Source organism: Rhodococcus sp. JVH1 (assembly GCF_000280725.2).
GTDB lineage: Bacteria > Actinomycetota > Actinomycetes > Mycobacteriales > Mycobacteriaceae > Rhodococcus_F > Rhodococcus_F jostii_A.
Genome location: NZ_CP166289.1, coordinates 6692436 through 6718648, shown reverse-complemented (window position 1 = coordinate 6718648; position 26213 = coordinate 6692436). Strand labels below are relative to the sequence as shown.

The 26213-nt window shown below is 69.4% G+C and carries 26 protein-coding genes; 7 read left to right on the top strand and 19 right to left on the bottom strand.

What is annotated here, in order from left to right:
* The first annotated feature begins 68 nt into the window (after nucleotides 1–68).
* Nucleotides 69–2126 carry a YgcG family protein gene (locus tag JVH1_RS31265; protein ID WP_009473926.1) on the top strand — a complete coding sequence of 686 codons (2058 nt, stop codon included), beginning with the start codon at nucleotides 69–71 and terminating at the stop codon, nucleotides 2124–2126.
* Nucleotides 2127–2287: 161 nt separating this feature from the next.
* Nucleotides 2288–2962 carry a hypothetical protein gene (locus JVH1_RS31260; RefSeq protein WP_009473927.1) on the top strand — a complete coding sequence of 225 codons (675 nt, stop codon included), beginning with the start codon at nucleotides 2288–2290 and terminating at the stop codon, nucleotides 2960–2962.
* A 7-nt stretch (nucleotides 2963–2969) separates the two neighbouring features.
* On the opposite strand, the gene JVH1_RS31255 is transcribed toward JVH1_RS31260, so the two are convergent.
* Nucleotides 2970–4361 (bottom strand): glycine--tRNA ligase, encoded by a 1392-nt coding sequence (locus tag JVH1_RS31255; protein ID WP_005571613.1) that lies wholly within the window; start codon nucleotides 4359–4361, stop codon nucleotides 2970–2972.
* Between the two features lie 221 nt (nucleotides 4362–4582).
* On the opposite strand from JVH1_RS31255, the gene JVH1_RS31250 reads away from it, so the two are divergent.
* Nucleotides 4583–4927 (top strand): helix-turn-helix transcriptional regulator, encoded by a 345-nt coding sequence (locus JVH1_RS31250; protein ID WP_009473928.1) that lies wholly within the window; start codon nucleotides 4583–4585, stop codon nucleotides 4925–4927.
* Between the two features lie 5 nt (nucleotides 4928–4932).
* Nucleotides 4933–5358, top strand: coding sequence for a Fur family transcriptional regulator (locus tag JVH1_RS31245; protein WP_009473929.1), 426 nt, complete (start codon nucleotides 4933–4935; stop codon nucleotides 5356–5358).
* 3 nt (nucleotides 5359–5361) lie between these two features.
* Here JVH1_RS31245 and JVH1_RS31240 read toward each other — a convergent pair whose 3' ends face one another.
* The 12 genes from JVH1_RS31240 to JVH1_RS31185 all read right to left on the bottom strand — a co-directional run bounded on the left by JVH1_RS31240 (nucleotide 5362) and on the right by JVH1_RS31185 (nucleotide 17512).
* Nucleotides 5362–5763, bottom strand: coding sequence for a hypothetical protein (locus JVH1_RS31240; RefSeq protein WP_009473930.1), 402 nt, complete (start codon nucleotides 5761–5763; stop codon nucleotides 5362–5364).
* Nucleotides 5760–6569 carry an isoprenyl transferase gene (locus JVH1_RS31235; RefSeq protein WP_009473931.1) on the bottom strand — a complete coding sequence of 270 codons (810 nt, stop codon included), beginning with the start codon at nucleotides 6567–6569 and terminating at the stop codon, nucleotides 5760–5762. The genes JVH1_RS31240 and JVH1_RS31235 overlap by 4 nt, the downstream gene beginning before the upstream one ends.
* Nucleotides 6535–7350, bottom strand: coding sequence for a DNA repair protein RecO (recO, locus tag JVH1_RS31230; protein ID WP_009473932.1), 816 nt, complete (start codon nucleotides 7348–7350; stop codon nucleotides 6535–6537). The genes JVH1_RS31235 and recO overlap by 35 nt, the downstream gene beginning before the upstream one ends.
* Before the next feature lie 58 nt (nucleotides 7351–7408).
* Nucleotides 7409–8365, bottom strand: coding sequence for an alpha/beta fold hydrolase (locus JVH1_RS31225; protein WP_043778362.1), 957 nt, complete (start codon nucleotides 8363–8365; stop codon nucleotides 7409–7411).
* Between the two features lie 97 nt (nucleotides 8366–8462).
* Complete coding sequence (locus JVH1_RS31220; protein WP_009473934.1) at nucleotides 8463–8753, bottom strand: DUF1905 domain-containing protein; 291 nt, start codon at nucleotides 8751–8753, stop codon at nucleotides 8463–8465.
* Nucleotides 8754–8849: 96 nt separating this feature from the next.
* Nucleotides 8850–9530, bottom strand: a complete 681-nt coding sequence (locus JVH1_RS31215) for a response regulator (RefSeq protein ID WP_009473935.1) — start codon at nucleotides 9528–9530, stop codon at nucleotides 8850–8852.
* Nucleotides 9527–12064 (bottom strand): sensor histidine kinase KdpD, encoded by a 2538-nt coding sequence (locus JVH1_RS31210; protein WP_009473936.1) that lies wholly within the window; start codon nucleotides 12062–12064, stop codon nucleotides 9527–9529. The genes JVH1_RS31215 and JVH1_RS31210 overlap by 4 nt, the downstream gene beginning before the upstream one ends.
* A 7-nt stretch (nucleotides 12065–12071) precedes the next feature.
* Nucleotides 12072–12722, bottom strand: a complete 651-nt coding sequence (locus tag JVH1_RS31205) for a potassium-transporting ATPase subunit C (protein ID WP_009473937.1) — start codon at nucleotides 12720–12722, stop codon at nucleotides 12072–12074.
* 6 nt (nucleotides 12723–12728) lie between these two features.
* Nucleotides 12729–14831: a potassium-transporting ATPase subunit KdpB gene (kdpB, locus tag JVH1_RS31200; protein WP_009473938.1), complete on the bottom strand. Its 2103-nt coding sequence runs from the start codon at nucleotides 14829–14831 to the stop codon at nucleotides 12729–12731.
* Nucleotides 14828–16543 (bottom strand): potassium-transporting ATPase subunit KdpA, encoded by a 1716-nt coding sequence (kdpA, locus tag JVH1_RS31195; RefSeq protein ID WP_009473939.1) that lies wholly within the window; start codon nucleotides 16541–16543, stop codon nucleotides 14828–14830. Before kdpA ends, kdpB begins: the two co-directional genes overlap by 4 nt.
* Nucleotides 16543–16641 carry a potassium-transporting ATPase subunit F gene (locus JVH1_RS31190; protein WP_041811152.1) on the bottom strand — a complete coding sequence of 33 codons (99 nt, stop codon included), beginning with the start codon at nucleotides 16639–16641 and terminating at the stop codon, nucleotides 16543–16545. The genes kdpA and JVH1_RS31190 overlap by 1 nt, the downstream gene beginning before the upstream one ends.
* Nucleotides 16642–16882: 241 nt before the next feature.
* Nucleotides 16883–17512 carry a pyridoxamine 5'-phosphate oxidase family protein gene (locus JVH1_RS31185; RefSeq protein ID WP_009473942.1) on the bottom strand — a complete coding sequence of 210 codons (630 nt, stop codon included), beginning with the start codon at nucleotides 17510–17512 and terminating at the stop codon, nucleotides 16883–16885.
* A gap of 18 nt (nucleotides 17513–17530) precedes the next feature.
* On the opposite strand from JVH1_RS31185, the gene JVH1_RS31180 reads away from it, so the two are divergent.
* From JVH1_RS31180 to JVH1_RS31170, 3 genes are read left to right on the top strand one after another with little or no spacing between them, the layout of a single operon-like run.
* The gene (locus tag JVH1_RS31180; RefSeq protein ID WP_009473943.1) at nucleotides 17531–19039 is read left to right on the top strand and encodes a PLP-dependent aminotransferase family protein; all 1509 of its coding nucleotides are present in this window, start codon (nucleotides 17531–17533) and stop codon (nucleotides 19037–19039) included.
* Between the two features lie 39 nt (nucleotides 19040–19078).
* Nucleotides 19079–20524: an amidase gene (locus JVH1_RS31175; protein ID WP_009473944.1), complete on the top strand. Its 1446-nt coding sequence runs from the start codon at nucleotides 19079–19081 to the stop codon at nucleotides 20522–20524.
* A 3-nt stretch (nucleotides 20525–20527) separates the two neighbouring features.
* Complete coding sequence (locus JVH1_RS31170) at nucleotides 20528–21091, top strand: TetR/AcrR family transcriptional regulator (protein WP_009473945.1); 564 nt, start codon at nucleotides 20528–20530, stop codon at nucleotides 21089–21091.
* 51 nt (nucleotides 21092–21142) lie between these two features.
* On the opposite strand, the gene era is transcribed toward JVH1_RS31170, so the two are convergent.
* The 6 genes from era to JVH1_RS31140 form a co-directional block, all read right to left on the bottom strand.
* Nucleotides 21143–22060 carry a GTPase Era gene (gene era / locus JVH1_RS31165; protein WP_009473946.1) on the bottom strand — a complete coding sequence of 306 codons (918 nt, stop codon included), beginning with the start codon at nucleotides 22058–22060 and terminating at the stop codon, nucleotides 21143–21145.
* Nucleotides 22053–22385 carry a hypothetical protein gene (locus tag JVH1_RS31160; RefSeq protein WP_009473947.1) on the bottom strand — a complete coding sequence of 111 codons (333 nt, stop codon included), beginning with the start codon at nucleotides 22383–22385 and terminating at the stop codon, nucleotides 22053–22055. Before JVH1_RS31160 ends, era begins: the two co-directional genes overlap by 8 nt.
* On the bottom strand, nucleotides 22378–23697 hold the full coding sequence (locus JVH1_RS31155) for a hemolysin family protein (RefSeq protein ID WP_009473948.1): 1320 nt from the start codon (nucleotides 23695–23697) through the stop codon (nucleotides 22378–22380). The genes JVH1_RS31160 and JVH1_RS31155 overlap by 8 nt, the downstream gene beginning before the upstream one ends.
* 21 nt (nucleotides 23698–23718) lie before the next feature.
* Nucleotides 23719–24261 (bottom strand): rRNA maturation RNase YbeY, encoded by a 543-nt coding sequence (ybeY, locus tag JVH1_RS31150; protein ID WP_009473949.1) that lies wholly within the window; start codon nucleotides 24259–24261, stop codon nucleotides 23719–23721.
* A gap of 36 nt (nucleotides 24262–24297) precedes the next feature.
* Nucleotides 24298–25371 (bottom strand): PhoH family protein, encoded by a 1074-nt coding sequence (locus tag JVH1_RS31145; RefSeq protein WP_009473950.1) that lies wholly within the window; start codon nucleotides 25369–25371, stop codon nucleotides 24298–24300.
* Between the two features lie 108 nt (nucleotides 25372–25479).
* Complete coding sequence (locus tag JVH1_RS31140; protein ID WP_009473951.1) at nucleotides 25480–26145, bottom strand: TetR/AcrR family transcriptional regulator; 666 nt, start codon at nucleotides 26143–26145, stop codon at nucleotides 25480–25482.
* Nucleotides 26146–26213: the final 68 nt, after the last annotated feature.

Below are 26213 nucleotides of genomic sequence, written 5' to 3'. Positions count from 1 at the left end.
CCCTGATTCTGCCAGCTGTCGCCGAACTGTCCCGATGACGACTCGCCACACCCGATAGATTTGCTGCCATGCCACTCGCACCGCGCCTCGAGCAGACGCCGTCGTCCCGCCCCCGACAGCCCCGTGCTCGGCGGTTGGCCGCCGTCGGCGCCGTCTCCGCACTCCTGACTCTCGTGGCGATCCTGTTCTCTCCCGCGATCGCCTCGGCGGACGCACCGTTCCGTCTTCCCGGCCAGATCACGGACACCGTCGGTGTGCTCGACGCCGACCAGCAGAGCGACGTCCAGGCCGCGATCGACCAGCTGTACGACGAGCACAAGGTGCGGTTGTGGGTGGTGTACGTGCCCGACTTCAACGGGCTCGGCGCCGGTCCGTGGGCGGATCAGACGGCGCAGGCGTCCTCGCTCGGCGACCGCGACGCCCTGCTCGCGGTCGCGACGGTCGACCGCGAGTACGCCCTCATCGCGCCGGACGGACTGTCGGAGATCACCAGCGACGAGGCCGAGTCGATCCGGGTGGATGCGGTGGAACCCGCCCTGCGCGAGGAGGATTGGGCCGGAGGCGCGATCGCCGCAGCAGGCGGCCTGGGCGACGCGATGACTCCGGGCGAAGGAATGTCGGTGCGCACACTGCTGATCGGCGGCTGTGTGGTCGTCGTGGGTGCGGGTGGCGTGGTGCTGTATTCGCGGAAGAAGAAGCACGACCGCACCCGGGCCGGCGTCGAGGCGGCGCGCAGCATCAGCCCCGAGGACACCGCCGCTCTGACGGCGCTCCCGCTGCCGACGCTGGACGAGCGCGCCAAGGAGGTGCTCGTCGAGACCGACGACGCGCTGCGTACGAGTCAGGAGGAACTCGACCTGGCCCGCGGCGAATTCGGCGAGCAGGCCACAGCATCGTTCACGGCGGCGTTCGACACGGCGAAGGCGACGCTCGCGGCCGCGTTCACCGTCCGTCAGCGACTCGACGACGCGATCCCCGAGACCCCGCAGCAGCAACGGGAGATGCTCATCGACATCATCACCTCGTGCGGGCGCGCCGACCGCGAACTCAATGAGCGGGTCCAGGAGTTCGACGGACTCCGGGACCTGCTGATCAACGCCCCCGACCGACTCGACGCGCTCACTCGGGACATGGTCGCGCTCACCGTGCGCATCCCCGAATCCACGCAGACGCTCGCCACCCTGCAGACCGAATTCCCGGCCGCCGCACTCGCTTCCGTCGCCCACAACGTGACGATGGCGGAGGAGCGGCTCGCGTTCGCGGAACGGGCCGTGGCCGACGGACGGGACGCGATCGCCCTGCCGCCCGGAAAACAGGGGCCGGCGGTGTCGGCGATCCGCGGAGCCGAGGGCGCCCTCGAACAGGCCCGGACGCTGCTCGACGCCGTCGACCACGCCGCGGAAGACATCCGGCACGCCATCGCGACGCTGCCGGCCGCGATCACCGACGTGGAGGCCGGGATCGCGGCCGCCGCCCAGTTCACCGAGCAGGGTGGGGACCGGCTCGCGCGGGCCCGCGCCGCGGCCGAGGCAGCGCTGGCGGCTGCGCGGGCCGCCGCGGACACCGACCCGCTCGGCAGCTTCACCCAGATCGTCAAGGCAGACGCGGAACTCGACGCCGTCCTCGCCGAGGCGCAGGAATCCCGGCAGCAGGCCGAGCGCGCGCAGCAGCGTCTCGAGCAGGACATCGTGGCCGCGCAGTCGCAGGTCACGGCGGCGTCGGACTTCATCGGTACCCGACGCGGCGCGGTGGGAGCGGACGCCCGGACCCGCCTCACGGAGGCGCAGCGGCACCTGGCGGGCGCGCAGCAACTCCGCGGCACCGACGCCTCCCGCGCGCTTCAGCACGCCCAGGCCGCGGCCGCCCTGGCGGCCGACGCACTGCGCCTGGCGCAGAACGACGTGAGCCGCTGGGAGTCCCGCCAGCGCCCAGGGCCCGGAAGCGGTGGCGGGAACGCCACCGGCGCGATCCTCGGCGGCATCCTGATCGACAGCATCCTGCGCGGCGGATTCAGCGGCGGCAGCAACTGGGGAAGCCGCGGCTCCGGCGGTGGCCGCAGCAGCGGCCCGCGGTCCTTCGGCGGCCCGAGCAGCTCCGGCCGGATCAGTGGGGGCGGCCGATTCTGACGTCCTCCCGAGTCTTCGTCGCATTCGCTTGCGTCGCGGCCACCGCCTGCGGCGTCCTGTCGGGCTGCGAGAGCGGGGACCCGGCCGAGGACGACGCGATCCCGCTGTCGGCTGAGGCCTATCGCAGCCGGGAGGACGACGCGGCAGGTGGGCGGATTCACGTGCGGATCGCGAACACCGGCGACGCGCCCGTCGCCGTGACATCCGTGGCGTTGGACAGTCCCGGCTTCGAGGCGGCACCCGAGACCCGGCGCGTGGTCGAACTCGGACCCGGCAACCGGATCGATGTCGAGGCCGAATACGGCCCGGTGCGCTGCGACACACCCCCGGAGCCGGCGTACGCCCTGATCGGGGTCGCCGATCGGAACGGCTCGCCCGTACGGGTGCCGCTCGCAGCTCCGTACGACGTCCTCGGCCGAATCCACGACGGCGACTGCGCCGCAGAGGATCTGGCGCGGGCCGTACCGGTGACACTGATCCCGGCGGCGGCTCCGCCCGAGCCGACCGCACCCCTGCCCGCCCAGCTCGTCGTGAGCCGGGGAACGGCGTCGGGTGACATCCGGTTGGACGAGATCGGCGGCAGCGTCCTGTATGCGCTGCACGGCGCGCTGCCCGCCACCATGCGGGCGGGCGAGGACCGGCTGAGCGTCGACATCACGATCGACGCGGCGCGCTGCGACCCCCATGCCCTCGCGGAGGCGAAGAAGCCCTTCGTCTTTCCGCTGTGGATCGCCGTCGGCTCCTCGGCACCGGAATACTCACGCATCCCGGTGTCCGAGGAGAACCGGCGAATCCTGACGAACTATCTGACCGCGACCTGCGACGCGCGCAGGTGACGGCGGATCAGGAACCGATGAGGCGCTGCGCCAGGTAACCCTCGACCTGGTCGAGCGCGACCCGCTCCTGAGCCATGGAGTCACGCTCACGCACGGTCACGGCGTGGTCCTCGAGCGTGTCGAAGTCCACGGTGATGCAGAACGGTGTGCCGATCTCGTCCTGACGGCGGTAGCGGCGGCCGATCGCGCCGGCGTCGTCGAACTCGACGTTCCAGTGCTGACGGAGCGTCGCGGCGAGATCCTTGGCCTTCGGCGTCAGGTCCGCGTTACGCGACAGCGGCAGCACCGCGGCCTTCACCGGGGCGAGGCGACGGTCCAGACGCAGCACGGTGCGCTTGTCGACGCCGCCCTTCGCGTTCGGCGCCTCGTCCTCGGTGTACGCGTCGACGAGGAACGCCATCAGCGACCGCGTGAGACCGGCTGCCGGCTCGATGACGTACGGCGTGTAGCGCTCACCGGTGGCCTGGTCGTAGTAGTTGAGGTCGGTGCCCGAATGCTTCGAGTGGGTCGACAGGTCGAAGTCGGTGCGGTTGGCCACACCCTCGAGCTCGCCCCACTCGCTGCCCTGGAAGTGGAAGCGGTACTCGATGTCGACGGTGCGCTTGGAGTAGTGCGACAGCTTGTCCTGGGCGTGCTCGTACAGGCGCAGGTTGTCCTTGTTGATGCCGAGCCCGGTGTACCAGTCCATGCGGTAGTCGATCCAGTACTGGTGCCACTCTTCGTCCTCGCCGGGCTTGACGAAGAATTCCATCTCCATCTGCTCGAACTCGCGGGTGCGGAAGATGAAGTTTCCGGGCGTGATCTCGTTGCGGAAGCTCTTGCCGATCTGGCCGATGCCGAACGGGGGCTTCTTGCGCGACGTGGTGAGCACGTTCGCGAAGTTCACGAAGATGCCCTGCGCGGTCTCGGGGCGGAGGTAGTGCATGCCCTCTTCGCTCTCGACCGGGCCGAGGTACGTCTTCAACATCATGTTGAAGTCGCGGGGCTCGGTCCACTGACCGACCGTGCCGCAGTCGGGGCAGGCCACGACGTCCATCGGGACGTCGTCCGGGTTGTCGAGGCCCTTCTTCTCCGCGTAGGCCTCCTGCAGGTGGTCCTGACGGTGACGCTTGTGACAGTTGAGGCACTCGACCAGCGGGTCGTTGAACACGCCGACGTGACCGGACGCCACCCACACCTCGCGGGGCAGGATGACGGAGGAGTCGAGGCCGACGACGTCCTCGCGGCTGGTGACCATGTTGCGCCACCACTGCTTCTTGATGTTCTCCTTGAGCTCGACGCCCAAGGGGCCGTAGTCCCAGGCCGACTTCGTGCCTCCGTAGATCTCACCGCACGGGTAGACCAGGCCACGACGCTTGGCGAGATTGACGACGGTTTCGACTTTGGACTTCGGTGCCACTCGGGTGCTCTCCATCTGGGTAATAGATGCATGGTTCACGTGCGCTTTTCGGAGCCCAGCCTATCTGCCCGACCGCGGTCGGTTCACCCACCCGGTTGACATGCGTATTCGTGCATATCAAAATGGAATCGATTTGCAATAAGGTGAGGGTGATCCTCCCGGTCCGACGGCCTCGCGGCCACGGTCCCGTCCATTGTCCGGCACTCCGAAGGAGATCACTGGTGAGCGTCATCGATCCCGGGGATCTGCATCCGTTCGAGGCGGCGGCGCCCGCCCACGTGCCGTCGAAGGAGACCCTTGCGGCGGCCGGCGACATCCTGCGCGCCCTCGCGGCCCCCGTCCGGATCGCGATCGTCCTCCAGCTCCGCGAATCGGAACGGTGCGTGCACGAACTCGTCGGGGCACTCGGAGTCACCCAGCCACTGATCAGCCAGCATCTTCGCGTGCTCAAGGCCGCGGGCGTCGTGCGCGGCGAACGCACCGGACGTGAGGTCCTCTACCGCCTGGTGGACGACCACCTCGCCCACATCGTCGTGGACGCCGTCGCGCACGCCGAGGAAGGATAGAAGCCTTGACCCAGAACACCGGCCAGCGCAAGCCCGTCGTCGTGGGAGTACGCGCCACCAAGCAGCGCAGCGCCATCTCCGCGCTCCTCGACGACATCGAGGAGTTCCGGTCGGCGCAGGAACTGCACGACGAACTCCGCAAGCGCGGCGAGGGCATCGGGCTGACCACCGTCTACCGCACCCTGCAAACGCTCGCCGACGCCGGCACGGTCGACGTCCTGCGCACCGACACCGGTGAATCCGTGTACCGGCGCTGCTCGTCCGGACATCACCATCACCTGGTCTGCCGTGCCTGCGGCTACACCGTCGAGGTCGAGGGGCCCACCGTCGAGCAGTGGTCGCAGTCGATCGCCGACGCACACGGCTTCTCCGACGTCAGCCACACCATCGAGATCTTCGGCGTCTGCAAGGACTGCACCGCGACGCAGTGAGCGTCAGGGGATCAGCCCCTGCCGGGCGGTGTCGGCCCCGCTCAACACGAGAAGCAGCATCGTGGTCAGTGCCTCGTCCTCGAGCCCGGCAGCCGGGAACGTGTAGCGCAGGATGACGTCCGCGAGCCGGCCGTGACCGAACACCGCGATCGAACCGAACTGCAGTGCGCCGTTCCGCTCCGCGACCTTCTTGTGCAGCGACGCGCTGACCGGACGATCCCAGGCCAGCACGCACGTCATCGACAACACATCGAGGCCCTCGGTGAGGGTCATCGCACTGATCGAGCACAGCGCCCCGGCGTACTCGAAACTCAGCGAACCGTCCTCCGCCCGGGTGACGGTGGCGAAGTGCTCGAGCGCGTCCGCCGCCCGCCCGAGCAGCGCGGGCGCCCCGTCGACGGTCATTTCACACCACCGAACCGACGGTCACGCGACGCGTACTCGACACACGCCGCCCACAGGTCCCGGCGGTCGAAATCCGGAAACAGCTTCTCCTGGTACACCATCTCGGCGTAGGCCGACTGCCAGATCAGGAAGTTGGACGTGCGCTGCTCGCCGGACGGCCGGAGGAACAGGTCGACGTCCGGCATGTCCGGCTCGTCGAGGTACCGGGCCACGGTCGCCTCGGTGACCTTCTCCGGGTCGAGTTGCCCCGCCGCGACCCGCCTGCCGATCTCCTTCGCCGCGTCGGCGATCTCCGCGCGCCCGCCGTAGTTGACGCACATGGTCAGGTTCATGACCGTGTTGTGCTTCGTCAGCTCCTCGGCGATCTCGAGTTCCTTGATGACGCTGCGCCACAGCTTGGGACGGCGCCCCGCCCACCGCACGCGCACCCCCATCTCGTGCATCTCGTCGCGGCGACGCCGGATCACGTCGCGGTTGAAGCCCATCAGGAAGCGGACCTCCTCGGGGCTGCGTTTCCAGTTCTCGGTGGAGAACGCGTAGGCCGACAACCATTCGACGCCCATCTCGATGCACCCGCAGACGGCGTCCATCAACACGGCCTCGCCACGTTCGTGGCCCGCGGTCCGGGGCAGTCCGCGCTCCTGCGCCCAGCGGCCGTTGCCGTCCATCACCAGCGCGATGTGCCGGGGCACGAGTTCGGGTTGCAGGCCGGGCGGGCGGGCGCCCGAGGGGTGCTGGTCCGGCGGCCGGATCTGGCGCTCGGCCCCGGAACTATGCGGGGCTCGAGGTTCGCGTCGTCGAATCACGGTCCCCATCCTGCCTGACCGAATCCTCCACCCTTACCGCCGCATGCGGTCGTGCGCGTTCGATCAGCGGGAGGGTGCGGAGTTGCCGTTCGAGGTGCCACTGCAGATGCGCCGCGACGAGACCGCTGGCCTGCCCCCGCAACGACTCGGGCACGTCCTCCGTGCTCGCCCAGTCGCCGCGGATCAGCGCATCCATCAGGTCGAGGACACCCGGTGACGGCGTGGCGGCGCCCGGCGGTCGGCAACGGACGCACACCGCTCCCCCGGCGGCCACGTGGAATGCCCGGTGCGGTCCGGGGGCGCTGCACCGCGCGCAGTCGTCGAGGGCGGGAGCCCACCCCGCAAAACCCATGGCCCGCAACAGGAAGGCATCGAGGATCAGCTCGCACGGGCGGTTGTGCTCGGCGACGGCCCGCAGCGCCCCGACCGTCAGGCGATGCAGTTGCGGCGCCGGGGCCCGCTCCTCACCGGCGAGCCGCTCGGCGGTCTCGAGGATCGCGCACGCCGTGGTGTACCGGGAATAGTCGTCGACGATGTCGGTCGCGAACGCGTCGACCGTCTGGACCTGGGTGACGATGTCGAGGTTGCGGCCCGGGTAGAGCTGCACGTCGATGTGCGCGAACGGCTCGAGCCGGGCACCGAACTTGGACTTCGTGCGGCGCACCCCCTTGGCGACCGCGCGCACCAGACCGTGCTGCCGGGTGAGGAGTGTGACGATACGGTCGGCCTCGCCCAGCTTGTGCTGGCGCAGGACCACCGCATTGTCTCGATACAACCTCACCGGTCCAGTCTCCCACGTCGCGGCGACCACATTCCGCAGACCGAGCCGGATGCGACGGTCAGGGCTCGCTGCGCCCGTCGCGCACCGCGTCGACGACGTCGCGGACCCCGTCGACGACGAGTTGCGGCTGCTCGATGTTGATGTTGTGGCCGCTGTTCGTGTTCGTGACATGCGTGGCACCCGGGACGAGTTGTGCCAGATCCGCCTGCGCCTTCGGCTGCACGGCGTCGAGGGCCGGGCCGTAGCCGGGATCGATGTCGGCGGGGAGGCTTCCGTTCGCGACGCCCTCCGCGATCTGCGGCGCCACCGAACGGTCGGCGGAGAGGACGACGAGCGGCTGGGGCCGGATCGGTTCGGCGGCGCGGATCTCGTCGAAGCTGCGGACGAAGTCGACACGCTCGAGGTCCGGGTATTCGTCGAGACTGTCCTGCTGCGGGGTGTTGAGCCGCAGGAACTCCTCGAACTGCTCCGGGGGCAGGAGTGTCTGCAGCTCCTCCGACTGCGCGTCGATCAGCACCATGCCCGCCACCTCGTCGGGATGGGTGCCGGCGAAGAGTCTCGCGATCTGACCGCCGTAGGAGTGGGCGGCCAGCACGTAGGGGCCGGGGCCGGCCTCGCCCGCGGCGCCCAGCAGCGACTGGAGGTCGGCGACCGCGTCCGTGGTGGTGATCGGCTGCGGAACCGGGTCGCTGCGGCTCAATGCGTCGTCGCCCAGCACGACTCCCGGCCGGTCGTACGAGCAGACTCGGGTGAACTCGGCGACCCCCTCGAAGGCCGAGGTGCTTGCCGGATCGGCCGTCGTCGTCCACTGATCGGCACCGAACCGGAGACCGGACACGAACACGACGGTCGGTGCGCCTGTGCCCGCACACTCGAGATGGATGTTCCTACCCCCGCCGATGTCGACGGTGCCGGCGAAATTCTCGCTCGTGTCGCCGTCGTCGCTCACTCCGCACGCGGCGACGAGCACCACGACCCCCAGAGTGGGGAGCCACCCCGACAACCGCGGCCACATCAGCACGACACACCTCGAAACCCGTTCGGAAACGCAGACCGCTTCCGGGTGATCCGTACCCCGCTCTCCCCGGATCAAACCCGGACGCCGCCCGGCGTCAGCCGAAACGCTGCTCGAGGTGCACCGTCACCTCCACTCCGGCACGGTCCTTACCGATCAACTTGCACAGTGCGATCTTCAGGGGAAGCCAGTGCGGACCTTCACCCGAGGGCATCAGGGTCGCATTGAACGGGTGGCCGTCGATCGTCCCGCCGACCTTCACCGGCCGCCGCGTTCCGAGAAGTTCGGCGGAGTCCGGCACGGTCACGTACGTGGCGAACGCCCCGTCCTTCTGGATCGGCGCCGTGAAGGTGTGCGCGAGTGGTTGCGGGGTCTTCGGTGCGGGCATTCGTGGCTCCTCCGGTCGAGTGTGATGCTGCGGTCGAAGGTAGGACTCCCGGAGCCGGCCGGAATCATCGGTCGTGAGCAGGATCACGTCGCCCGGTCACACCTGGAACCGGTACCCCATCCCGGCCTCGGTGATGAGGTGACGCGGGTGGGACGGGTCGTCCTCGAGTTTGCGCCTCAGCTGCGCCAGATACACCCGCAGGTAGTGGGTCTCGGTGGCGTACGCCGGACCCCACACCTCCCGCAGCAGTTCCTTCTGCCCCACCAGCTTGCCCTTGTTGCGCACCAGCATCTCGAGCATTCCCCACTCGGTCGGCGTCAGGTGCACCTCGGTCCCTGCCCGCCGCACCGTCTTCGCCGCCAGATCGACCGTGAACGAATCCGTTTCCACCACAGGTTCACTCGTGTCGACGGCCGTCGTCGCCCGGCGGGCGGCCGCACGCACCCGGGCCAGGAACTCGTCCATCCCGAACGGCTTGGTGACGTAGTCGTCGGCGCCGGCGTCGAGAGCGTCGACCTTGTCCGCGGAGTCCGTCCGCGCCGACAGCACGATGACCGGTGCGGGGCACCACCCGCGGAGGCCGGCCAGCACCTCGGTGCCGTCCATGTCGGGTAGCCCGAGGTCGAGCACGATCACGTCCGGCGGTCGCTCGGCCGCGGCGCGCAGGGCGGCCGCCCCGGACGCGGCCGTCACCACGTCGTACCCGCGCACGCTCAGATTGATCCGCAGGGCGCGGAGAATCTGCGGTTCGTCGTCGACGACGAGAACTCTCGTCATGAATGCTCCCCTCCCGCCCCGGCCAGCTCCACCACCATCGTCAGACCACCGCCGGGGGTGTCGGTGGCGCTGATGGTTCCGCCCATCGCGTCGACGAATCCGCGGACGACGGAGAGCCCGAGCCCGACTCCCGTGGTCGTGTCGCGGTCCCCCAGCCGCTGGAACGGGGCGAACATCTCGTCTGCCCGCCCACGCGGAATTCCCGGCCCCGTGTCGGCGACGGTGATGACGGCGCGGTCGCCCACCGCCGCGGCACCGACCCGGATCACGGAGTCCTCACCGTAGCGGAGTGCGTTGTCGATCAGATTGGCGAGCACCCGCTCGAGCAGGCCCGAATCCGCCATCGCCGTCACCGTTCCGACGTCGACTTCCACCCTTTCCCGGGCCCGGGTCCCGGTCCGGCCGCCGATTCCCAGACCCACCAGCGCCCGGTGCACCACCTCGTCGAGGTACACCGGCCGCAGCGTCGGGGTCACCACTCCCGCCGCGAGACGGGAGGAGTCGAGCAGGTTCCCGACGAGAGAGGTCAGCACGTCGGCCGATTCCTCGATGGTCGCGAGCAGTTCGGCGGTGTCCTCCGGGGAGAAGTCGACGTCGTCGCTGCGCAGGCTGGACGCGGCGGCCTTGACCGCGGCCAGTGGGGTCCGGAGGTCGTGGCTGACGGCGGACAGCAGCGACCGCCGCAACCGGTCGGCCTCGGCCAGCGCCTGCGCCTGCCCCGCCTCCTGCGCGAGCTCGGTCTGGCGGATCATGCCCACCGCCTGGTTGGCGACGGCGAGGAGCACCCGACGGTCCCGGGCGTGCAGTTCGCTGCCGCGCAGGGCGAGCGCGTATTCCCCTTCCCCCACCTCGCAGACGGTGTCGGCGTCGGCGATGCTCACCGGTGGGTGCGGCCCGACGGACCCCACCGGACCGCGGTCCCGGTGCAGCACGCTGACCGAATCCTGGCCGTAGGTCTCGCGCACCTTCTCGAGCAGCGTGTCGAGGTCGGCGCCGCGCAGCACCGATCCGGCGAACAGTGCCAGCAGCTCGGCTTCCTGCGACGCCCGGCGGGCTTCCCGTGAACGTTTGGCGGCCGCGTCGACGAGGACCGCGACGGCGACGGCCACCACGAGCAGCACGACCGTGGTGATGAAGTTGTCCGGCTCGGCGATGGTGAAGCTCCGCACCGGCGGCGTGAAGAAGTAGTTGAGGAACAGACCCGAGATCAGCGCGGAGAACGCGGCGGGGGCGACACCCCCGAGCAGCGAGACGAGCAGCACCACGATGAAGAACAGGGCTCCCTCGCCGACCAATCCGAGCCACCGGTCGACGGCACTCATCACCAGCGTGGCCACCGACGGTACGAGGACGGCGGCGATCCAGGCGATCGCCGTGCGCGAACGGGAGCCCACCGGCGACAACCGCCGCGGGCGGTGGGATTCGCCGTGCGTCACCATGTGCACGTCGATCGACCCGGACTGTTGCACCACGCTTGCGCCGATGCCCTCGTCGAAGATCCGCGCCCACCGTGAGCGTCTCGAGGTGCCCAGCACCAGTTGTGTGGCGTTCGCGGTCCGGGCGAAGTCGAGCAACGTGGTCGGGACGTCGTCGCCGACGACGCTGTGCAGACTCGCGCCGATATTTGCGGCGAGGGCCCGTACCTTGCCCATCTCCGGAGCCGAGACACCCGCGAGGCCGTCGCCGCGCACCACGTGCACGACGATCAGTTCGGCGCTGGATCGCGACGCGATCCGGCCGGCGCGCCGAACCAGCGTCTCCGATTCCGGTCCGCCCGTCACCGCGACCACCACCCGTTCCCGGGCCTCCCACGTGTCGGTGATCTTGTTCTCCGCACGGTATTTCGCGAGTGCGGCATCCACCTGGTCTGCCACCCACAGCAGGGCCAGTTCGCGGAGTGCGGTGAGGTTCCCTTTCCGGAAGTAATTGCTCAGTGCCGCATCGACTTTGTCCGCGGCATAGATGTTGCCGTGGGACAGCCTGCGGCGCAGAGCCTCCGGAGTGATGTCGACCAATTCGACCTGGGTGGCGGCGCGCACCACCTCGTCGGGAACCGTTTCCTGCTGCACCACTCCGGTGATCCGCTGCACCACGTCGTTGAGGCTTTCGAGGTGCTGGACGTTGAGCGTCGAGAGGACGTCGATCCCCGCGGCGAGGAGTATCTCCACGTCCTGCCAGCGTTTCTCGTGGACGCTGCCCGGTGTGTTCGTGTGCGCGAGCTCGTCTACGAGGACCAGCGCCGGCCTGCGGGCCAGCACCGCCTCGACGTCGAGTTCCCGGCCGAGCGTGCCCCGGTAGGCGATCAGCTTGGGCGGAATCAGTTCGAGGTCGCCGAGCTGCGCCGCCGTGCGGTCGCGGCCGTGGGTCTCCACCACGGCCGCGACCACGTCGCACCCCCGCTCCCGGCGGCGGTGCGCCTCACCGAGCATCGCGAACGTCTTGCCGACGCCCGGTGCGGCTCCGAGATAGATGCGCAGTTCACCGCGTCGGCGTTCGGCGTCCCGGCGCACGCCCTCGGTTCCGGTACCACTCACCTCGCCATCATCCACCAGCGGTCGGGGCGGTGCACTCGGGAGCGGTCAGGCCGAGGGCCAGGTTCAGTTCGAGGACGTTCACCCGTTCCTCACCGAGGAAGCCGAGTTGCCTTCCCTCGGTGTTCTCGTCGACGAGTTGCCGGACCCGGGTCTCGCTGAGACCGTTCTCCGCGGCCACCCTCGGCACCTGCAACGCCGCGTACGCGGGGCTGATGTGCGGGTCGATGCCCGAGCCGGATCCGGTGACCGCGTCCGCCGGTACCTTGGAGGGGTCCACCCCCTCCCGGGTCGCGATCGCCGCCCGCCGGTCGGCGATGAACGTCGCCAGGATCTCACTGCTCGGCCCCTGGTTGGTGGGCAGGGCGGTGGCGGGATCGCCCGGCGCGAACGGATCCTGTTCGGCCACCGACCCGGTGACCCGGTTGTGGAAGAACGGATCCGGCTCCCCCGCAGGCACCTGCGGGTCGACACCGACCCACCGGCTCCCGACGACGCACCCGGTGCTGTCGCGCACCGCAGACCCCTCGGCCGCCCCTGCGCCGATCCTGCTCACCCCCCACACTGCGGCGGGATAGAGCACACCGAGGACTGCCGTGAGTGCGAGCAGGACGAGTAGTCCGGCCCAGGTCTGCCGGAGCAGGCCGATGAGAAATCGCATGCGGGATCACCCAATTCCGGGAATGAGACGGACGACGAGGTCGATGAGCCAGATACCGGCGAACGGCGTGATCACACCGCCGAGACCGTAGATCAGCAGGTTGCGGCCCAGCAGCGTCGACGCCGACGACGGACGGTAGCGAACGCCTTTCAGCGACAACGGGATCAGCGCGACGATCACCACGGCGTTGAAGATCACCGCCGACAGGATGGCCGATTCCGGGGTGGCCAGCCGCATGACGTTCAGCGTGTCCAGCTGCGGATAGATTCCGCTGAACAGGGCGGGGAGAATCGCGAAGTACTTGGCCAGGTCGTTGGCGAGCGAGAACGTGGTGAGCGCCCCGCGGGTGATGAGCAGTTGCTTGCCGATCTCCACCACCTCGATGAGCTTGGTGGGATCCGAATCGAGATCCACCATGTTCCCGGCTTCCTTCGCCGCGGACGTGCCGGTGTTCATCGCCACCCCGACATCCGCCTGGGCCAGCGCCGGGGCGTCGTTGGTGCCGTCCCCGGTCATCGCGACGAGCCGGCCGCCCTCCTGTTCTCTGCGGATCAGCGCGAGCTTGTCCTCGGGTGTCGCCTCGGCCATGAAGTCGTCGACACCGGCCTCGGCCGCGATGGCCTTCGCCGTCAACGGGTTGTCGCCGGTGATCATCACCGTGCGAATCCCCATGGCCCGCAGTTCCGCGAACCGCTCGGCGATACCCGGTTTCACCACGTCCGACAGCGCGATCACCCCGAGGACGGTCGCTGCGTCTCCGTGAACGGTGGCGACCACCAGCGGTGTTCCCCCGGCCTGCGCGATCTGGTTCACACTGTCGGTGACCGCGGGCGCCGCCTGCCCGCCGAGCGCCTGCACCCACGTCAGCACGGCGTCGCTCGCGCCCTTGCGGATCCGGGCGCCGTCGATGTCGAGTCCGCTCATCCGGGTCTGCGCCGTGAACGGCACGAACTCCTCCGCTCGCTCCGCCTCGGACGGTGCCGGGTCAAGCCCGAAGTCGCGGACACACAGGTCCACGATGCTGCGCCCCTCGGGCGTGCCGTCCGCGAGGCTGGACAACCGTGCGGCCGTGGCCAACTCGATCGCGGAAACCCCCGGTGCGGGATGCAGGGCCGTGGCCTGCCGGTTGCCGAACGTGATGGTGCCGGTCTTGTCCATCAGCAGGGTGTCGATGTCGCCGGCGGCCTCCACCGCCCGCCCCGACATCGCCAGGACGTTCCGCTGCACCAGCCGGTCCATCCCGGCGATGCCGATGGCCGACAGCAGGGCCCCGATCGTGGTGGGGATCAGGCAGACCAGCAGCGCGATCAGCTTGATCGGATCCTGCTCCTGGCCCGCGTACAGGCCCATCGGGCCGATCGCGACGACGGCCAGCAGGAAGATGATCGTCAGCGACGCCAGCAGGATGTTCAGCGCGATCTCGTTCGGCGTCTTCTGCCGCGCCGCCCCCTCCACGAGGGCGATCATCCGGTCCACGAACGACTGTCCGGGGGCCGCGGTGATGCGCACGACGATCCGGTCGGACAGCACGGTCGTGCCACCGGTGACGGCACACCGGTCGCCACCGGATTCGCGGACGACGGGCGCCGATTCGCCGGTGATGGCCGACTCGTCCACGGTCGCAATGCCGTCGACGACGTCGCCGTCGCCGGGAATCACCTCTCCCGCCTCGACGACCACCCGGTCGCCGACGGTGAGTTCGGTACCCGCCACCGACTCCACCCGGCCGCTCGCCGTGATCCGGTGGGCGACCGTGTCCTGCTTCACCTTCCGCAGGCTCGCCGCCTGCGCCTTGCCCCGGCCTTCCGCTACCGACTCGGCCAGATTCGCGAACAGCACCGTGAACCACAGCCAGGCGACGACGGCCCAGGAGAACACCGACGGGTCGGCGACGGACATGACGGTGGTGACGACGGAGCCGACGAACACCACGAACATCACCGGGTTGCGGGCGAGGTGCCGGGGGTCGAGTTTGCGCAGGGCGCCCGGTAGCGCCGTCACCAGCTGGGCGGGGCTGAAGATTCCCGCCTTCACGGGCGCCGGGTCGTGGCCGGCCTCGGGCGTCGTCGCCGCCCCTGATTCCGGACGACTGGTCACGTTCACACTCACTGCAGAGCCTCCGCGATCGGTCCCAGCGCGAGGGCCGGGAAGAATGTCAACGCCGCGACCAGCACGACGGTGCCGGTGAGGAGCCCGGTGAACATCGGGCCCGCCGTAGGCAGGGTTCCGGCGCCTGCGGCCGTCTTCTTCTGCGACGCCAGGGATCCGGCGAGCGCGAGGACGAAGATGATCGGCAGGAACCGGCCGAACAGCATGCACAGGCCGAGAGCGGTCTGGAACCAGTCGCTCGTCACCGTCAGCCCGCCGAACGCACTGCCGTTGTTGTTCGAGGCCGACGCGAACGCGTACAGCACTTCCGAGAACCCGTGGATGGATCCGGGACTTCCGGGGTCGCCGCTGTTGCCCTGGTAACCGGTGGTCGAGGACAGGATCACGGTGATCCCGGTCCCGATCAGGACGAGCGCCGGCATCACCAGCACGGACAGGGCGGCGAGGGTGATCTCCCGCTGCCGCAGCTTCTTGCCGAGGTATTCGGGTGTGCGGCCGACGAGGAGTCCGCCGACGAAGACGGCGATCAGGGCGAGGACGAGAATTCCGTAGAGCCCCGTGCCGACACCGCCCGGCGCGATCTCGCCGAGCAGCATGTTGAGCAGAACGGCTCCGCCGCCGAGCGGCGACAGGCTGTCGTGCGCCGAATTCACTGCGCCCGTGGATGTTCCGGTGGTGCTCACGGCGAACAGTGCCGTTCCCGGGATTCCGAAACGCACCTCCTTGCCCTCCATCATCGCGCCCGCGGCGGTGGCGGCGACGCCGCGCCGACCCGACTCCGCGGCCAGCGTGACCGCGAGGAGCGATCCCCACAGGATGCCCATCACGGCGAGCAGGGTCAGCCCCTGGCGGTGCCCGGACACCTCGCTCGCTCGGTCGTGAGGATCGCCGACCATGGTGCCGAACGTGCGAGTGAGGGAGACCGGGATCAGCAGGATCGCGAGGATCTCGACGATGTTGCTGACCGGCGTCGGGTTCTCGAACGGGTGCGCTGAATTGGCGGCGAGAATCCCGCCGCCGTTGGTGCCGAGTTCCTTGATCGCTTCCTGCGAGGCGACGGGCGCGAGTGCGTTGGTGACGGAGTTGCCGTCCAGACCGGTGGACGCGAAGCCCGGGTGGAAGGACTGGATCACGCCCTGGCTCAGCAGGATCAGCGCGATCACGAAGGAGAACGGCAGCAGAATACGCAGGCTGCCCCGGGTGAGGTCCACCCAGAAGTTGCCGATCTCACCGCCGCGCGACACCCGGACGAATCCGCGGATCAGCGCCACCGCGACGGCCATGCCCACCGCTGCGGACACGAAGTTCTGCACAGCGAGCCCGACCGGCTGGGTCAGGTTGCTCATCGTTGTCTCGGGCGCATACGACTGCCAGTTGGTGTTCGTCACGAACGACACGGCCGTGTTGAACGCCACCGCGGGACTGACCCCGGAGAGGTCCCCGGACAGCGGCAGCACGCCCTGGATGCGCTGCAGCGCGTAGAGGAACAGCACACTCGCCGTAGAGAATCCCAGCACGCTGCCCGCGTAGCCGTACCAGGTCTGCTCGGTGTGGGGGTTGATGCGGCACAGGCGGTACAGGACGGATTCGACCCGCAGGTGACGGCGTGATTCGTATACGCGCGCCATGTAGTCGCCCACCGGCACGTAGGCGACCGCGAGGACCGCGAGGACGAAGGCGACCTGCAGTCCGGCCGCCAGGGCAGGCGTCATCAGAACCGCTCCGGGTCGATGAGCGCGATCAGGAGGTACACGACGAGCGCTGCGGCGATCGTGACCAGCGCGACCGCGAGTATTCCGGCGCCCGTCATTTCACGCGTCCGGTCTGCAGGGCACGGAGAACGAGCGCGCAACAGGCGAATCCGCCGACGACGAGCGCGACATAGGCCACATCGGCCATGTGAGGATCCCTCTTCGTACTGATCCTGCGGTTCAGCGCAGGCATGACACCCCACGGTTGTGGGGTGTCATGCCAGCATCACGCCGGATCTCGGCGAAAGAGGCGGCGCTGACGAAGCGCTTACGGGACTCCTCCGGCTCTTGACGCTTTCCTTACGCGGTCCGGGTCAGCCGCGACACGGACGCGGGCACGGGTGTGCCGCTTGCCACCCAGGGTGCCGGGACGGGCGCACCGGCGACCGACCGAACCGGGACCACGCCGGCCCACGCGCTGCTGGTTTCCGTGGGTTCGCCCGGCGGTGCGTCCCGCACCTTGACGGTCCACTGGCCCGGCGTGATCGGGAGGGCGAGGGCCAGTGTCGCGGCGAGTTCCTTGCGCCGGTGCCCCCGGACCTCCGTGCTGCGGCCGGGGATCAGCACGTCCGACAGCGCGTTCAGTGCGTCGGCGGATTCGTCTTCGTCGAGGGTGACGAGGTTGCCCCGCACCACCGCCGAACGGTAGTTGGCGGACGAGTCGAACAGGGTGTCCGCGACGACGATTCCGTCGAGCATCGCGACGCACAGCACCGCAGGCGCGCCCGCCGCCACCTGCCGCAGCGCACCGGCCCCGGTGGAGCCGTGCAGCAGGATCCTGTCGCCGTCGCGGGCGTACAGCATCGGCACGGCCCATGGCAGCCCGTCGACGACGGTGGCGAGGGTGCCCATCGGCGCGGCGTCGAGGACGGCGTCGAGTTGCGCGCGTTCGGTGCGGGCACGGTCGGGGTATCTCATGATCTTGTCCACGAGACCATCCTCACCCTAATGTGGATCATCCTCCAGATCCACAATCATCATTATCGACAGACCAGTATTGTCGGGACCATGCCCCGGATCAGCCCCGAACTGCACCTGACGTTGCGGCTCCCCGACACCGACGCGCCGCTGCGGCATCGCATCGCGGAGTCGATCCTCGACGAGATCCGCGTGGGTCGCCTGCGACCCGGCGACCCACTGCCCTCCTCGCGGGCGCTGGCCGAACACCTGACAGTCGCGCGGGCGTCGGTGGTCGACGCCTACGACGAACTCTGCTCGTCCGGATACGCGAACGCCCGCGCCGGGTCCGGCACCCGGATCGCACCCGGCGCCGACGTCGCGGCCCGCGCACACGTCGCCTCGCACACGATCACCCGAACGTCGGATCAGGCCTCCTCCGCCGCCCCGGGAACACCGGCGGCGCTGTGGGATCTCACTCCGGGCCACCCCGATCCCGCCCTGATCGCCACCGTCGACTGGCGCCGGGCGTGGCGGTCGGCCGCCGCCGCGGCCGTGACCTCGGACGTCCCGGGCCCGGACGCACACCCGGAGTTGCGACGGTCCCTCGTGGAACATCTACGCCGCACCCGCGGGATCGCGGCGGGCCCCGACGAACTGGTGATCGTTCCCGGAGTCGCCGCTGCGCTCCGCACCCTCGTGACCGCAGCAGGACTCCGCGGCCGGGACGTGGTGTTCGAGGAGCCCGGCTACAGCCGGGCCCGCACCGTCCTCGACGGTTCGGGGGTTCGGACGCGCAGCGTGTCCGTGGACGGCGACGGCCTCGACCCCGCCCTGCTGCGCGCCACCGACGCCGCGGCCTACTGCACGCCTGCCCATCAGTATCCGATGGGAGCCCGGATGCCGGTGAGCCGCAGGGCCCGGCTCGTGGCCGACGCCGCGGCCTCCGGAACGGTGATCATCGAGGACGACTACGACGGCGAGTTCCGCTACGACGTGTCGGCACTGCCAGCCCTGCGCAGCATCGACCGCGGGCCGGAATGCGTGGCGTACGTGGGCACAGCGTCGAAGATCCTCACTCCCTCGATCCGCGTGGCGTGGGTGATCGCGCCTCCGGCGCTCCGGCCGGGACTCGTCCGGGCCCTCGACGCGAGCGGTGAGGCATGCTGCGCGACCACGGCCCTCGCGCTGGCGCAGTTCATCGACTCGGGCGCGCTGTCGCGGCACCTCGCCCGCGCCTCCCGCACCTACTCGGCCCGCCGGGCGGCCTTCGTCGCCGCACTGCAGCAGCAATTGTCCGCGGTCGACACGGACGGTGTCGGGCTGGCCGGCATCGAGGCCGGTCTCCACGTCGTCCTCACGCTGCCCGGTTCCGTCGACGACGTCGCCGTGTCGGCTGAGCTGCAGGACCACGGTGTGACGGTCCCGAGCCTCGCCGATTACCGCACCACACCGGGCGGACCGCGGGGGCTGGTCTGCGGGTACGCCCGGCTCCCCGAATCGCAGGCTCGCGGGGCGGCCGAGGCGATCGGGAGGGTGGTCCGGCGACACCTCGGCTGATACTGTTCGTTCGAACGAACAGTCACGGGGAGGGGCGACATGAGCGCGGGACAACTAGACGATCGACGGCAACGCGACAACGACGGGGATCGGCCCCCGGGACTCGTCGAGCAGGCGCAGGCGCTGGCCTCCGGCGCCGCCACGTCGGTGGCGGCCACCCGCGCCGCCCTCGACCGCATCGACGCGAGCCAGCCGACGCTCAACGCGTTCAAGGTGATCCGCCGGACCAAGGCACTGGCCGAAGCCGCCGAGGCCGACCGCCGGATCGCCGCCGGTGAGCGCCTGCCGCTCCTCGGGGTCCCGATCGCCGTGAAAGACGACGTCGATGTGGCCGGCGAGCCGACCGCGTTCGGGTGCCCGGGCGACTTCCCGCCCGCGGCGCGCGACTCCGAGCTGGTGCGACGGCTGCGCGCCGCCGGTGCCGTCGTCGTCGGCAAGACCAACAGTCCGGAGCTCGGACAGTGGCCGCTCACCGGCGGTCCCGCCTTCGGGTACACCCGCAACCCCTGGAACGGTGACCACACCCCCGGAGGGTCGTCCGGCGGCGCCGCGGCGGCCGTGTCCGCCGGTGTGGTGGCCGCGGCGATCGGCTCGGACGGCGCCGGGTCCATCCGTATCCCGGCCGCCTGGACCAACCTCGTCGGGATCAAGCCTCAGCGCGGCCGAATCTCCACCTGGCCTGCAGCCGAGGCGTTCTACGGCCTCACCGTCAACGGCCCGCTGGCCCGGACGGTCGCCGATGCGGCGCTGCTCCTCGACGTTGCATCCGGACCGCACGAGGGCGACCTGCACACGCCCGCACCGGTCACCGTCAGCGACGCCGTCGGCCGCGACCCCGGACCGCTGCGGATCGCGCTGTCGCTGCGGATCCCGTTCACCGCGACCCCCACCACGCTGCATCCCGAGGTCCGCCAGGGCGTCGCACGGATCGCCGAGGCGCTGCGCAAGCTCGGGCATCGCGTCGTGGTGGACGACCCCGACTACGGGATCATGTTCGGGCTCGGCTTCCTCCCGCGGTCGATGGTCGGCATCGACGACTGGGTGCGGAAGGTCCCGGACCCGTCACTCGTCGATCCCCGCACGAAGGGCAACGCCCGGACCGGGCGACTGTTGCGTGGGGCACCGCTACGCGCCGCGCGCGCCGCCGAGCCGAGGATGCAGCGACGGGTCGGCGCGATCTTCGACAAGTACGACCTCGTCCTCGCCCCGACCACCGCGACTCCCCCACCGAGGGTCGAGGGGATCGACGGCATCAGCTCGTGGGCCACGGACAAGGTGATCACCGCGGTCTGCCCGTACGCGTGGCCGTGGAACGTACTGGGCTGGCCCAGCGTGAACGTGCCGGCCGGGTTCACGTCCGGCAACCTGCCGACCGGAGCCCAGCTGATGGGTCACGACGATGCCGAGCCGCTGCTGGTGTCGGTTGCGGCCCAGCTGGAGTCGGTGCTGCGGTGGGACCTCGAACGCCCCGAGAAGTGGTGGTGACCGGTGGCTTCGACGGACGTTCGTGACCGCATCCTCGCGGCGGCACTGCACATCGTCGGCACGGAAGGCATTCCCGGCGTGACCAATCGGCGGATCGCCGCGCAGGCCGGCGTGTCGCTCGGCTCCATCACGTACCACTTCCCCACGCAGACGGACCTGTTGCGCGCCGCGCTGTCCGGGTTCGTGGCGGAGGAGACGCAGCGGCTGTCGGAGCTGGCGGAGGGGTACCGGGACACGGGGCTGAGCCTCGAGGACGCCGCCGCGCTCACCGGGAAGGTCGCGAAGGACCTGGCGTTCTCCGCCGAGCGGATCGCCCCGTTCGAGCTGTACATCCAGGCGGGACGCGACCACGAGCTGCGTCAGGCCGCCGCCGAATGCTTCGCCGCATACGACGATTTGACGGCGACGATCCTCACCGCCCTCGGCGTCCCGGACGCGGCGTCCGTGGCCCCGACCATCGTCGCGACCATCGCCGGCCTGCAGCTCAGGAGACTCGCGACCGGAAGCGACGGCGATCACGACTTCGCGACGTCGGTGCTCCTTCTGCTCAGGGCCGCCGCCCCGTGAGTGGTTGACGAGCCTCAGGACTCGTTCACCACGCACGGGTGGCGCAGCCGCCTAGAACCCGAGGCGGCCCAGCTGTTTCGGGTCGCGCTGCCAGTCCTTGGCCACCTTGACGTGCAGTTCGAGGAAGATCTTGGTGCCGAGCAGCTTCTCGATCTGCAGCCGGGCCTTGGTCCCCACCTCACGGAGGCGGGCGCCGCCCTTGCCGATCACGATGCCCTTCTGGGACGGGCGTTCGACGTAGAGCAGGGCGTGGACGTCGAGCAGTTCGCCCTGCTTCTCGGTGCGTCCCTCGCGGGGGATGATCTCCTCGATGACCACGGCCAGGGAGTGCGGCAGTTCGTCGCCGAGCCCCTCGAGTGCGGCCTCGCGAATGAGTTCGGCCATCAGCGTCTCTTCGGGTTCGTCGGTGAGCTCGCCGTCCGGGTAGAACGCCGGGCCCTCCTCCATCTTCGACGCGAGGACGTCGACGAGCACCTCCACCTGCTCACCGGAGGCGGCGGAGACGGGCACGACATCCGTCTCGGGACCGAGGAGCTTGGACACGGCCAGCAACTGCTGCCCGACCATGTCCTTGCTGACCTTGTCGATCTTCGTGACGATGCCGATGAGCGTGGTCTTCGGCGCGATCTGACGGACCTGCTGCACGATCCACCGGTCGCCGGGGCCGATCTTCTCGTCCGCCGGGATGCACAGGCAGATCACGTCGACCTCGGAGTAGGTGTCGCGCACGAGGTCGTTGAGGCGCTGGCCGAGGAGCGTCCGGGGGCGGTGCAGACCCGGGGTGTCGACGAGGATCAGCTGCGCGTGGTCGCGGTGCACGATGCCGCGGATGGTGTGGCGGGTGGTCTGCGGACGCGAGGACGTGATCGCGATCTTGCTGCCCACCAGCGCGTTGGTCAGCGTGGATTTGCCCGTGTTGGGCCGTCCGACGAAACAGACGAATCCGGAACGGAATTCGGTTTTACTCATGTTGCTCCTCGATCACGGATCCATCGGTTCGCGCGAAGACGACGGCCGCCTGCGCACTGACTTCGTGTAGTGCGGCGATGCCCGGGTCTTCCGGGGCGCCGCCGATCACGACTGCGGCCTCGAAACCTTCGGCGCCACTCGACACCGCCGCTGCGACGGCCGCCTGCAGCGCGGTCAGCGACAGCGCCGCCAGCGCGACCGCGCCCGCCGAGTAGGTGCGGCCGTCGAGATCGCGGACAGCGGCGCCCTGACCACTTCCGGTGCGGCCGAACGCTCCTCGCGCCAGCACGACCAGTTTGGCGTCTTCGTCGCCCAGTTCAGTCATCGCCGTCCTCCCGGTCGCCGTCGCCACTGTCGTCGTCCTCGTCGATTGGCGCGCGTTGCACGAAGACCGTGCTGATGCGCACCCGCCCGCGCACGTCGGGTGAACCCTCGCCGCGCAGGACGAGACCGTGCGAGACGACCTCCGACCCCGGTAGCGGCACCCTGCCGAGTTCGTAACCGATGAGCCCGCCGACCGTTTCGACCTCGTCGTTCTCCACCTCGATGCCGAACAGTTCGCCGAGATCCTCGATCGGCAGTCGCGCGGAGACCCGGTACATGCCGTCGCCGAGATCCTCGACGGGCGGTGTCTCGTCCTGGTCGTACTCGTCGGCGATCTCACCGACGATCTCCTCGATGACGTCCTCGATGGTGACGAGCCCGGCGATTCCGCCGTATTCGTCCACCAGCAAGGCCATGTGGTTGCGGTCGCGCTGCATCTCGGCGAGCAGGCTGTCGAGGGGCTTGGAATCGGGCACGAACACGGCGGGCCGCATCACGTCGCCGACGCGGACACTGCGTCCGCCGTCGCGCGAGTGGTACGTCTCCTGCACGAGATCCTTGAGGTACACCACCCCGAGCACGTCGTCGACGTTCTCCCCGATCACGGGGATCCGCGAATGTCCGCTGCGGACAGCGAGCGACGTCGCCTGTCCGGCGCTCTTGTCGCTCTCGATCCACACCATCTCGGTGCGCGGCACCATCACCTCGCGGGCGGACGTGTCGCCGAGTTCGAACACCGACTGGATCATTCGGCGTTCCTCGTCGGCCACCACGCCGCGTTCCTGCGCCATGTCGACGAGTTCGCGTAGTTCGATCTCGGAGGCGAAGGGGCCGTTGCGAAATCCCTTACCGGGGGTGATCGCGTTACCGATCAGGATCAGGAGGCGGCTGATCGGGCCGAGCAGAGTTCCGATGACCTGCAGGGGAAACGACGTGATCAACGCGATCGAGTAGGCGTGCTGACGACCGAGCGTCCGGGGGCCGACCCCGATCACCACGTAGTCGACGAGCACCATGATGATCGCGGTGAACGTGAGCGCCCACACGGGCTCGAGGAGATCGGACAGGCCACCGACGAGCACCACCGTGGCCGTGATCTCGCACAGGATGCGCAGCAGCACCATGAGATTCACGTAACGCGGGCGATCCGACAGGATGCGGAGCACGCGGGTGGCTCCGGGGCGATCCTCCTTCGCCATCTCCTCGACGCGCGCGGACGAGATCGTGTTGAGTGCGGAATCGACGGCGGCGAAGACACCACCGAGCGGGACGAGGACGATCGCGAGGACGATCAGCGCGATGGCGCTACTCACAGAAGACCCTTCACGTGGCGGTTACTGGTCCGGTGAGTCGAAGAAGCCGGCCTTGCCGAGCAGCTTCTGATCCCGGGCAGCGAGTGCGGCGTCGCGTTCGGCCCTGCGCAGATCCTCGTACCAGTCTTCGAGCAACTGGTTCTGCAGGCCGAACATCTCCTTCTCCTCCTCCGGTTCGGCGTGGTCGTAGCCGAGGAGGTGGAGCACACCGTGCACGGTGAGCAGAGCGAGTTCGTGAGCGAGCGGGTGACCGGCCTTGTCGGCCTGGTCCGAGGCGAAGGACGGGCACAGCACGATGTCACCGAGCATCGACGGTCCGGGCTCGGGCGAGTCCGGGCGACCGCCGGGCTCGAGCTCGTCCATGGGGAACGACATCACGTCGGTGGGACCGGGCAGGTCCATCCACCGCATGTGGAGGTCGGCCATGGTGGCGGAGTCCACGAGGACCATCGACAACTCGGCCGCGGGGTGCACGTCCATCCTCGCGATCACGAAGCGGGCAACGCTGATCAGCTCCTCTTCGGAGACGTCCATGCCCGATTCGTTCGAGACTTCGATGCTCATGTGTGTCGCTTCCTCCTGGTTCCGGCGACACTCACCCTACCGTCGTGGAGAACGCGAGTGCGCCGCTCTACGCTGTGCGCGGTTCCCGAGCTCGACCTTGCCGTCCCGGTCCGCTTCGAAACGCTCGTACGCGTCGACGATGTCGGACACCAGCCGGTGCCGGACCACGTCGCTGCTGTTGAGTTCGGCGAAGTAGATGTCGTCGATGTCACCGAGGATCTCGGTGGCCGCGCGGAGCCCGGACCGGGCACCGCCCGGTAGGTCCACCTGCGTGACGTCGCCGGTGACGACGACCTTGGAGCCGAAGCCCAGTCGGGTGAGGAACATCTTCATCTGCTCGGCGGTGGTGTTCTGCGCCTCGTCGAGGATGATGAACGCGTCGTTGAGTGTGCGACCACGCATGTACGCCAGCGGCGCCACCTCGATGACACCCGACTGCATCAGCTTCGGGATGGCCTCGGGGTCCATCATGTCGTGGAGTGCGTCGTGCAGCGGGCGCAGGTACGGATCGATCTTCTCGTGCAGCGTGCCGGGCAGGAACCCGAGCCGCTCCCCCGCCTCGACCGCGGGGCGGGTGAGAATGATCCGCGACACCTGCTTGGTCTGCAGGGCCTGCACCGCCTTCGCCATGGCGAGGTAGGTCTTGCCGGTGCCGGCGGGCCCGATGCCGAACACGATGGTGTTCGCATCGATCGCGTCGACGTAACGCTTCTGGTTCAGCGTCTTCGGCCGGATCGTCTTGCCGCGCCGCGACAGGATGTCGAGGGTCAGGACCTCGGCGGGCGATTCGCTCACCCCCTGGGTGAGCATGCCCACCGTGCGACGCACCGCGTCCGGGGTCAGCGGCTGCCCGCGACCGACGATGGAGCCCAGTTCCGCGATGACGCGTTCGGCGAGCGCGACGTCGCCGGGCCGTCCCGTCAGTGTGACGGCGTTGCCGCGTACATGGATGTCTGCGTCCAGGACCCGTTCGAGAGCGCGCAGATTCTCGTCGGAAGAACCGAGGAGAGGCGGGACCGTTTCGGGTGGGAGATCGATACTCGAACGCACGGTGCGTTCCGCCGGACGCGTGGCGCCGAACGTCTCGCCGTTCTGGTCTTGTTCGCTCACGTGAGGAATATGGCCTTCTTCCCGGTTCCTGGTCGGTCACGACGGTCGTCGTGATGAGGGAAGTCTATCGCTCGCAGGTCACAGCGCCCACCCGATTACGTGACGCCGTCACGACTTCGGGACGTCCTGATGCTCGCGCAACCAGTGCCGCGCCTCGTCCACGACGCGGGCACCGTCGGCCGGCGTCAGCCCGAGCACCGCGAGATACGCGACCGCGAACGACTCCCCCGAATCCTGTACTTCGCCGGAATTCGCCTGGTCCAGCAGGGTCATCGTCATCGATTCCGCGAGCGCCACGAGCACCGACGGCGACAGGTACGACGAGAACACCCCGGACCGCTGCCCGTGCTCGACGACCCGTACGTCCCGGTCGCGCACCACCCCGAGGAGATCGTGGATGCGCTGCTCGCCGAGTTCGCGGCGGGCGAACGACAACAGCATGCGGAACCGGTCACCGATCGGCCACGTCCGCAGCGCCATCACCGCGACCGCGAGGTCGGGGCGCTCCGGTTGCCGCGCCTCGTCTCCCATCGCGGCCACCAGGGCGGCGGAGGCCTCGTCCGCGATGCCCTCGACGAGCGCCTCCCGGCTGGGAAAATGCGCGTACACGGTGCGGCGCACGACCCCGGCGGTGCGGGCGACGTCGTCCATGCTCGCGTCCGGGTCCGCGACGAAGGCGGTGACTGCGGCGTCGAGGATCCGCGCACGATTGGCGCGCGCGTGACTGCGGCGGGTCTTCCCGGGGTCACCGGGCGACTTCGTCGGGATCGACACGACGGAACTCCCTCGCTGGTTGATGTGATCGCTGGTTGGTGTGATCTACGCCAATCGTACTTGCACAC

Excerpts from the sequence above, each read along its gene's own strand:
- JVH1_RS31265 (WP_009473926.1), top strand. The coding sequence starts at position 69 with ATGCCACTCGCACCGCGCCTCGAGCAGACGCCGTCGTCCCGCCCCCGA.
- JVH1_RS31240 (WP_009473930.1), bottom strand. The coding sequence starts at position 5,763 with ATGACCGTCGACGGGGCGCCCGCGCTGCTCGGGCGGGCGGCGGACGCG.
- JVH1_RS31225 (WP_043778362.1), bottom strand. The coding sequence starts at position 8,365 with ATGTGGCCGCGGTTGTCGGGGTGGCTCCCCACTCTGGGGGTCGTGGTG.
- JVH1_RS31220 (WP_009473934.1), bottom strand. The coding sequence starts at position 8,753 with ATGCCCGCACCGAAGACCCCGCAACCACTCGCGCACACCTTCACGGCG.
- JVH1_RS31215 (WP_009473935.1), bottom strand. The coding sequence starts at position 9,530 with ATGACGAGAGTTCTCGTCGTCGACGACGAACCGCAGATTCTCCGCGCC.
- JVH1_RS31205 (WP_009473937.1), bottom strand. The coding sequence starts at position 12,722 with ATGCGATTTCTCATCGGCCTGCTCCGGCAGACCTGGGCCGGACTACTC.
- kdpA (WP_009473939.1), bottom strand. The coding sequence starts at position 16,543 with ATGACGCCTGCCCTGGCGGCCGGACTGCAGGTCGCCTTCGTCCTCGCG.
- JVH1_RS31190 (WP_041811152.1), bottom strand. The coding sequence starts at position 16,641 with ATGACGGGCGCCGGAATACTCGCGGTCGCGCTGGTCACGATCGCCGCA.
- JVH1_RS31180 (WP_009473943.1), top strand. The coding sequence starts at position 17,531 with ATGTGGATCATCCTCCAGATCCACAATCATCATTATCGACAGACCAGT.
- JVH1_RS31175 (WP_009473944.1), top strand. The coding sequence starts at position 19,079 with ATGAGCGCGGGACAACTAGACGATCGACGGCAACGCGACAACGACGGG.
- era (WP_009473946.1), bottom strand. The coding sequence starts at position 22,060 with ATGAGTAAAACCGAATTCCGTTCCGGATTCGTCTGTTTCGTCGGACGG.
- JVH1_RS31160 (WP_009473947.1), bottom strand. The coding sequence starts at position 22,385 with ATGACTGAACTGGGCGACGAAGACGCCAAACTGGTCGTGCTGGCGCGA.
- ybeY (WP_009473949.1), bottom strand. The coding sequence starts at position 24,261 with ATGAGCATCGAAGTCTCGAACGAATCGGGCATGGACGTCTCCGAAGAG.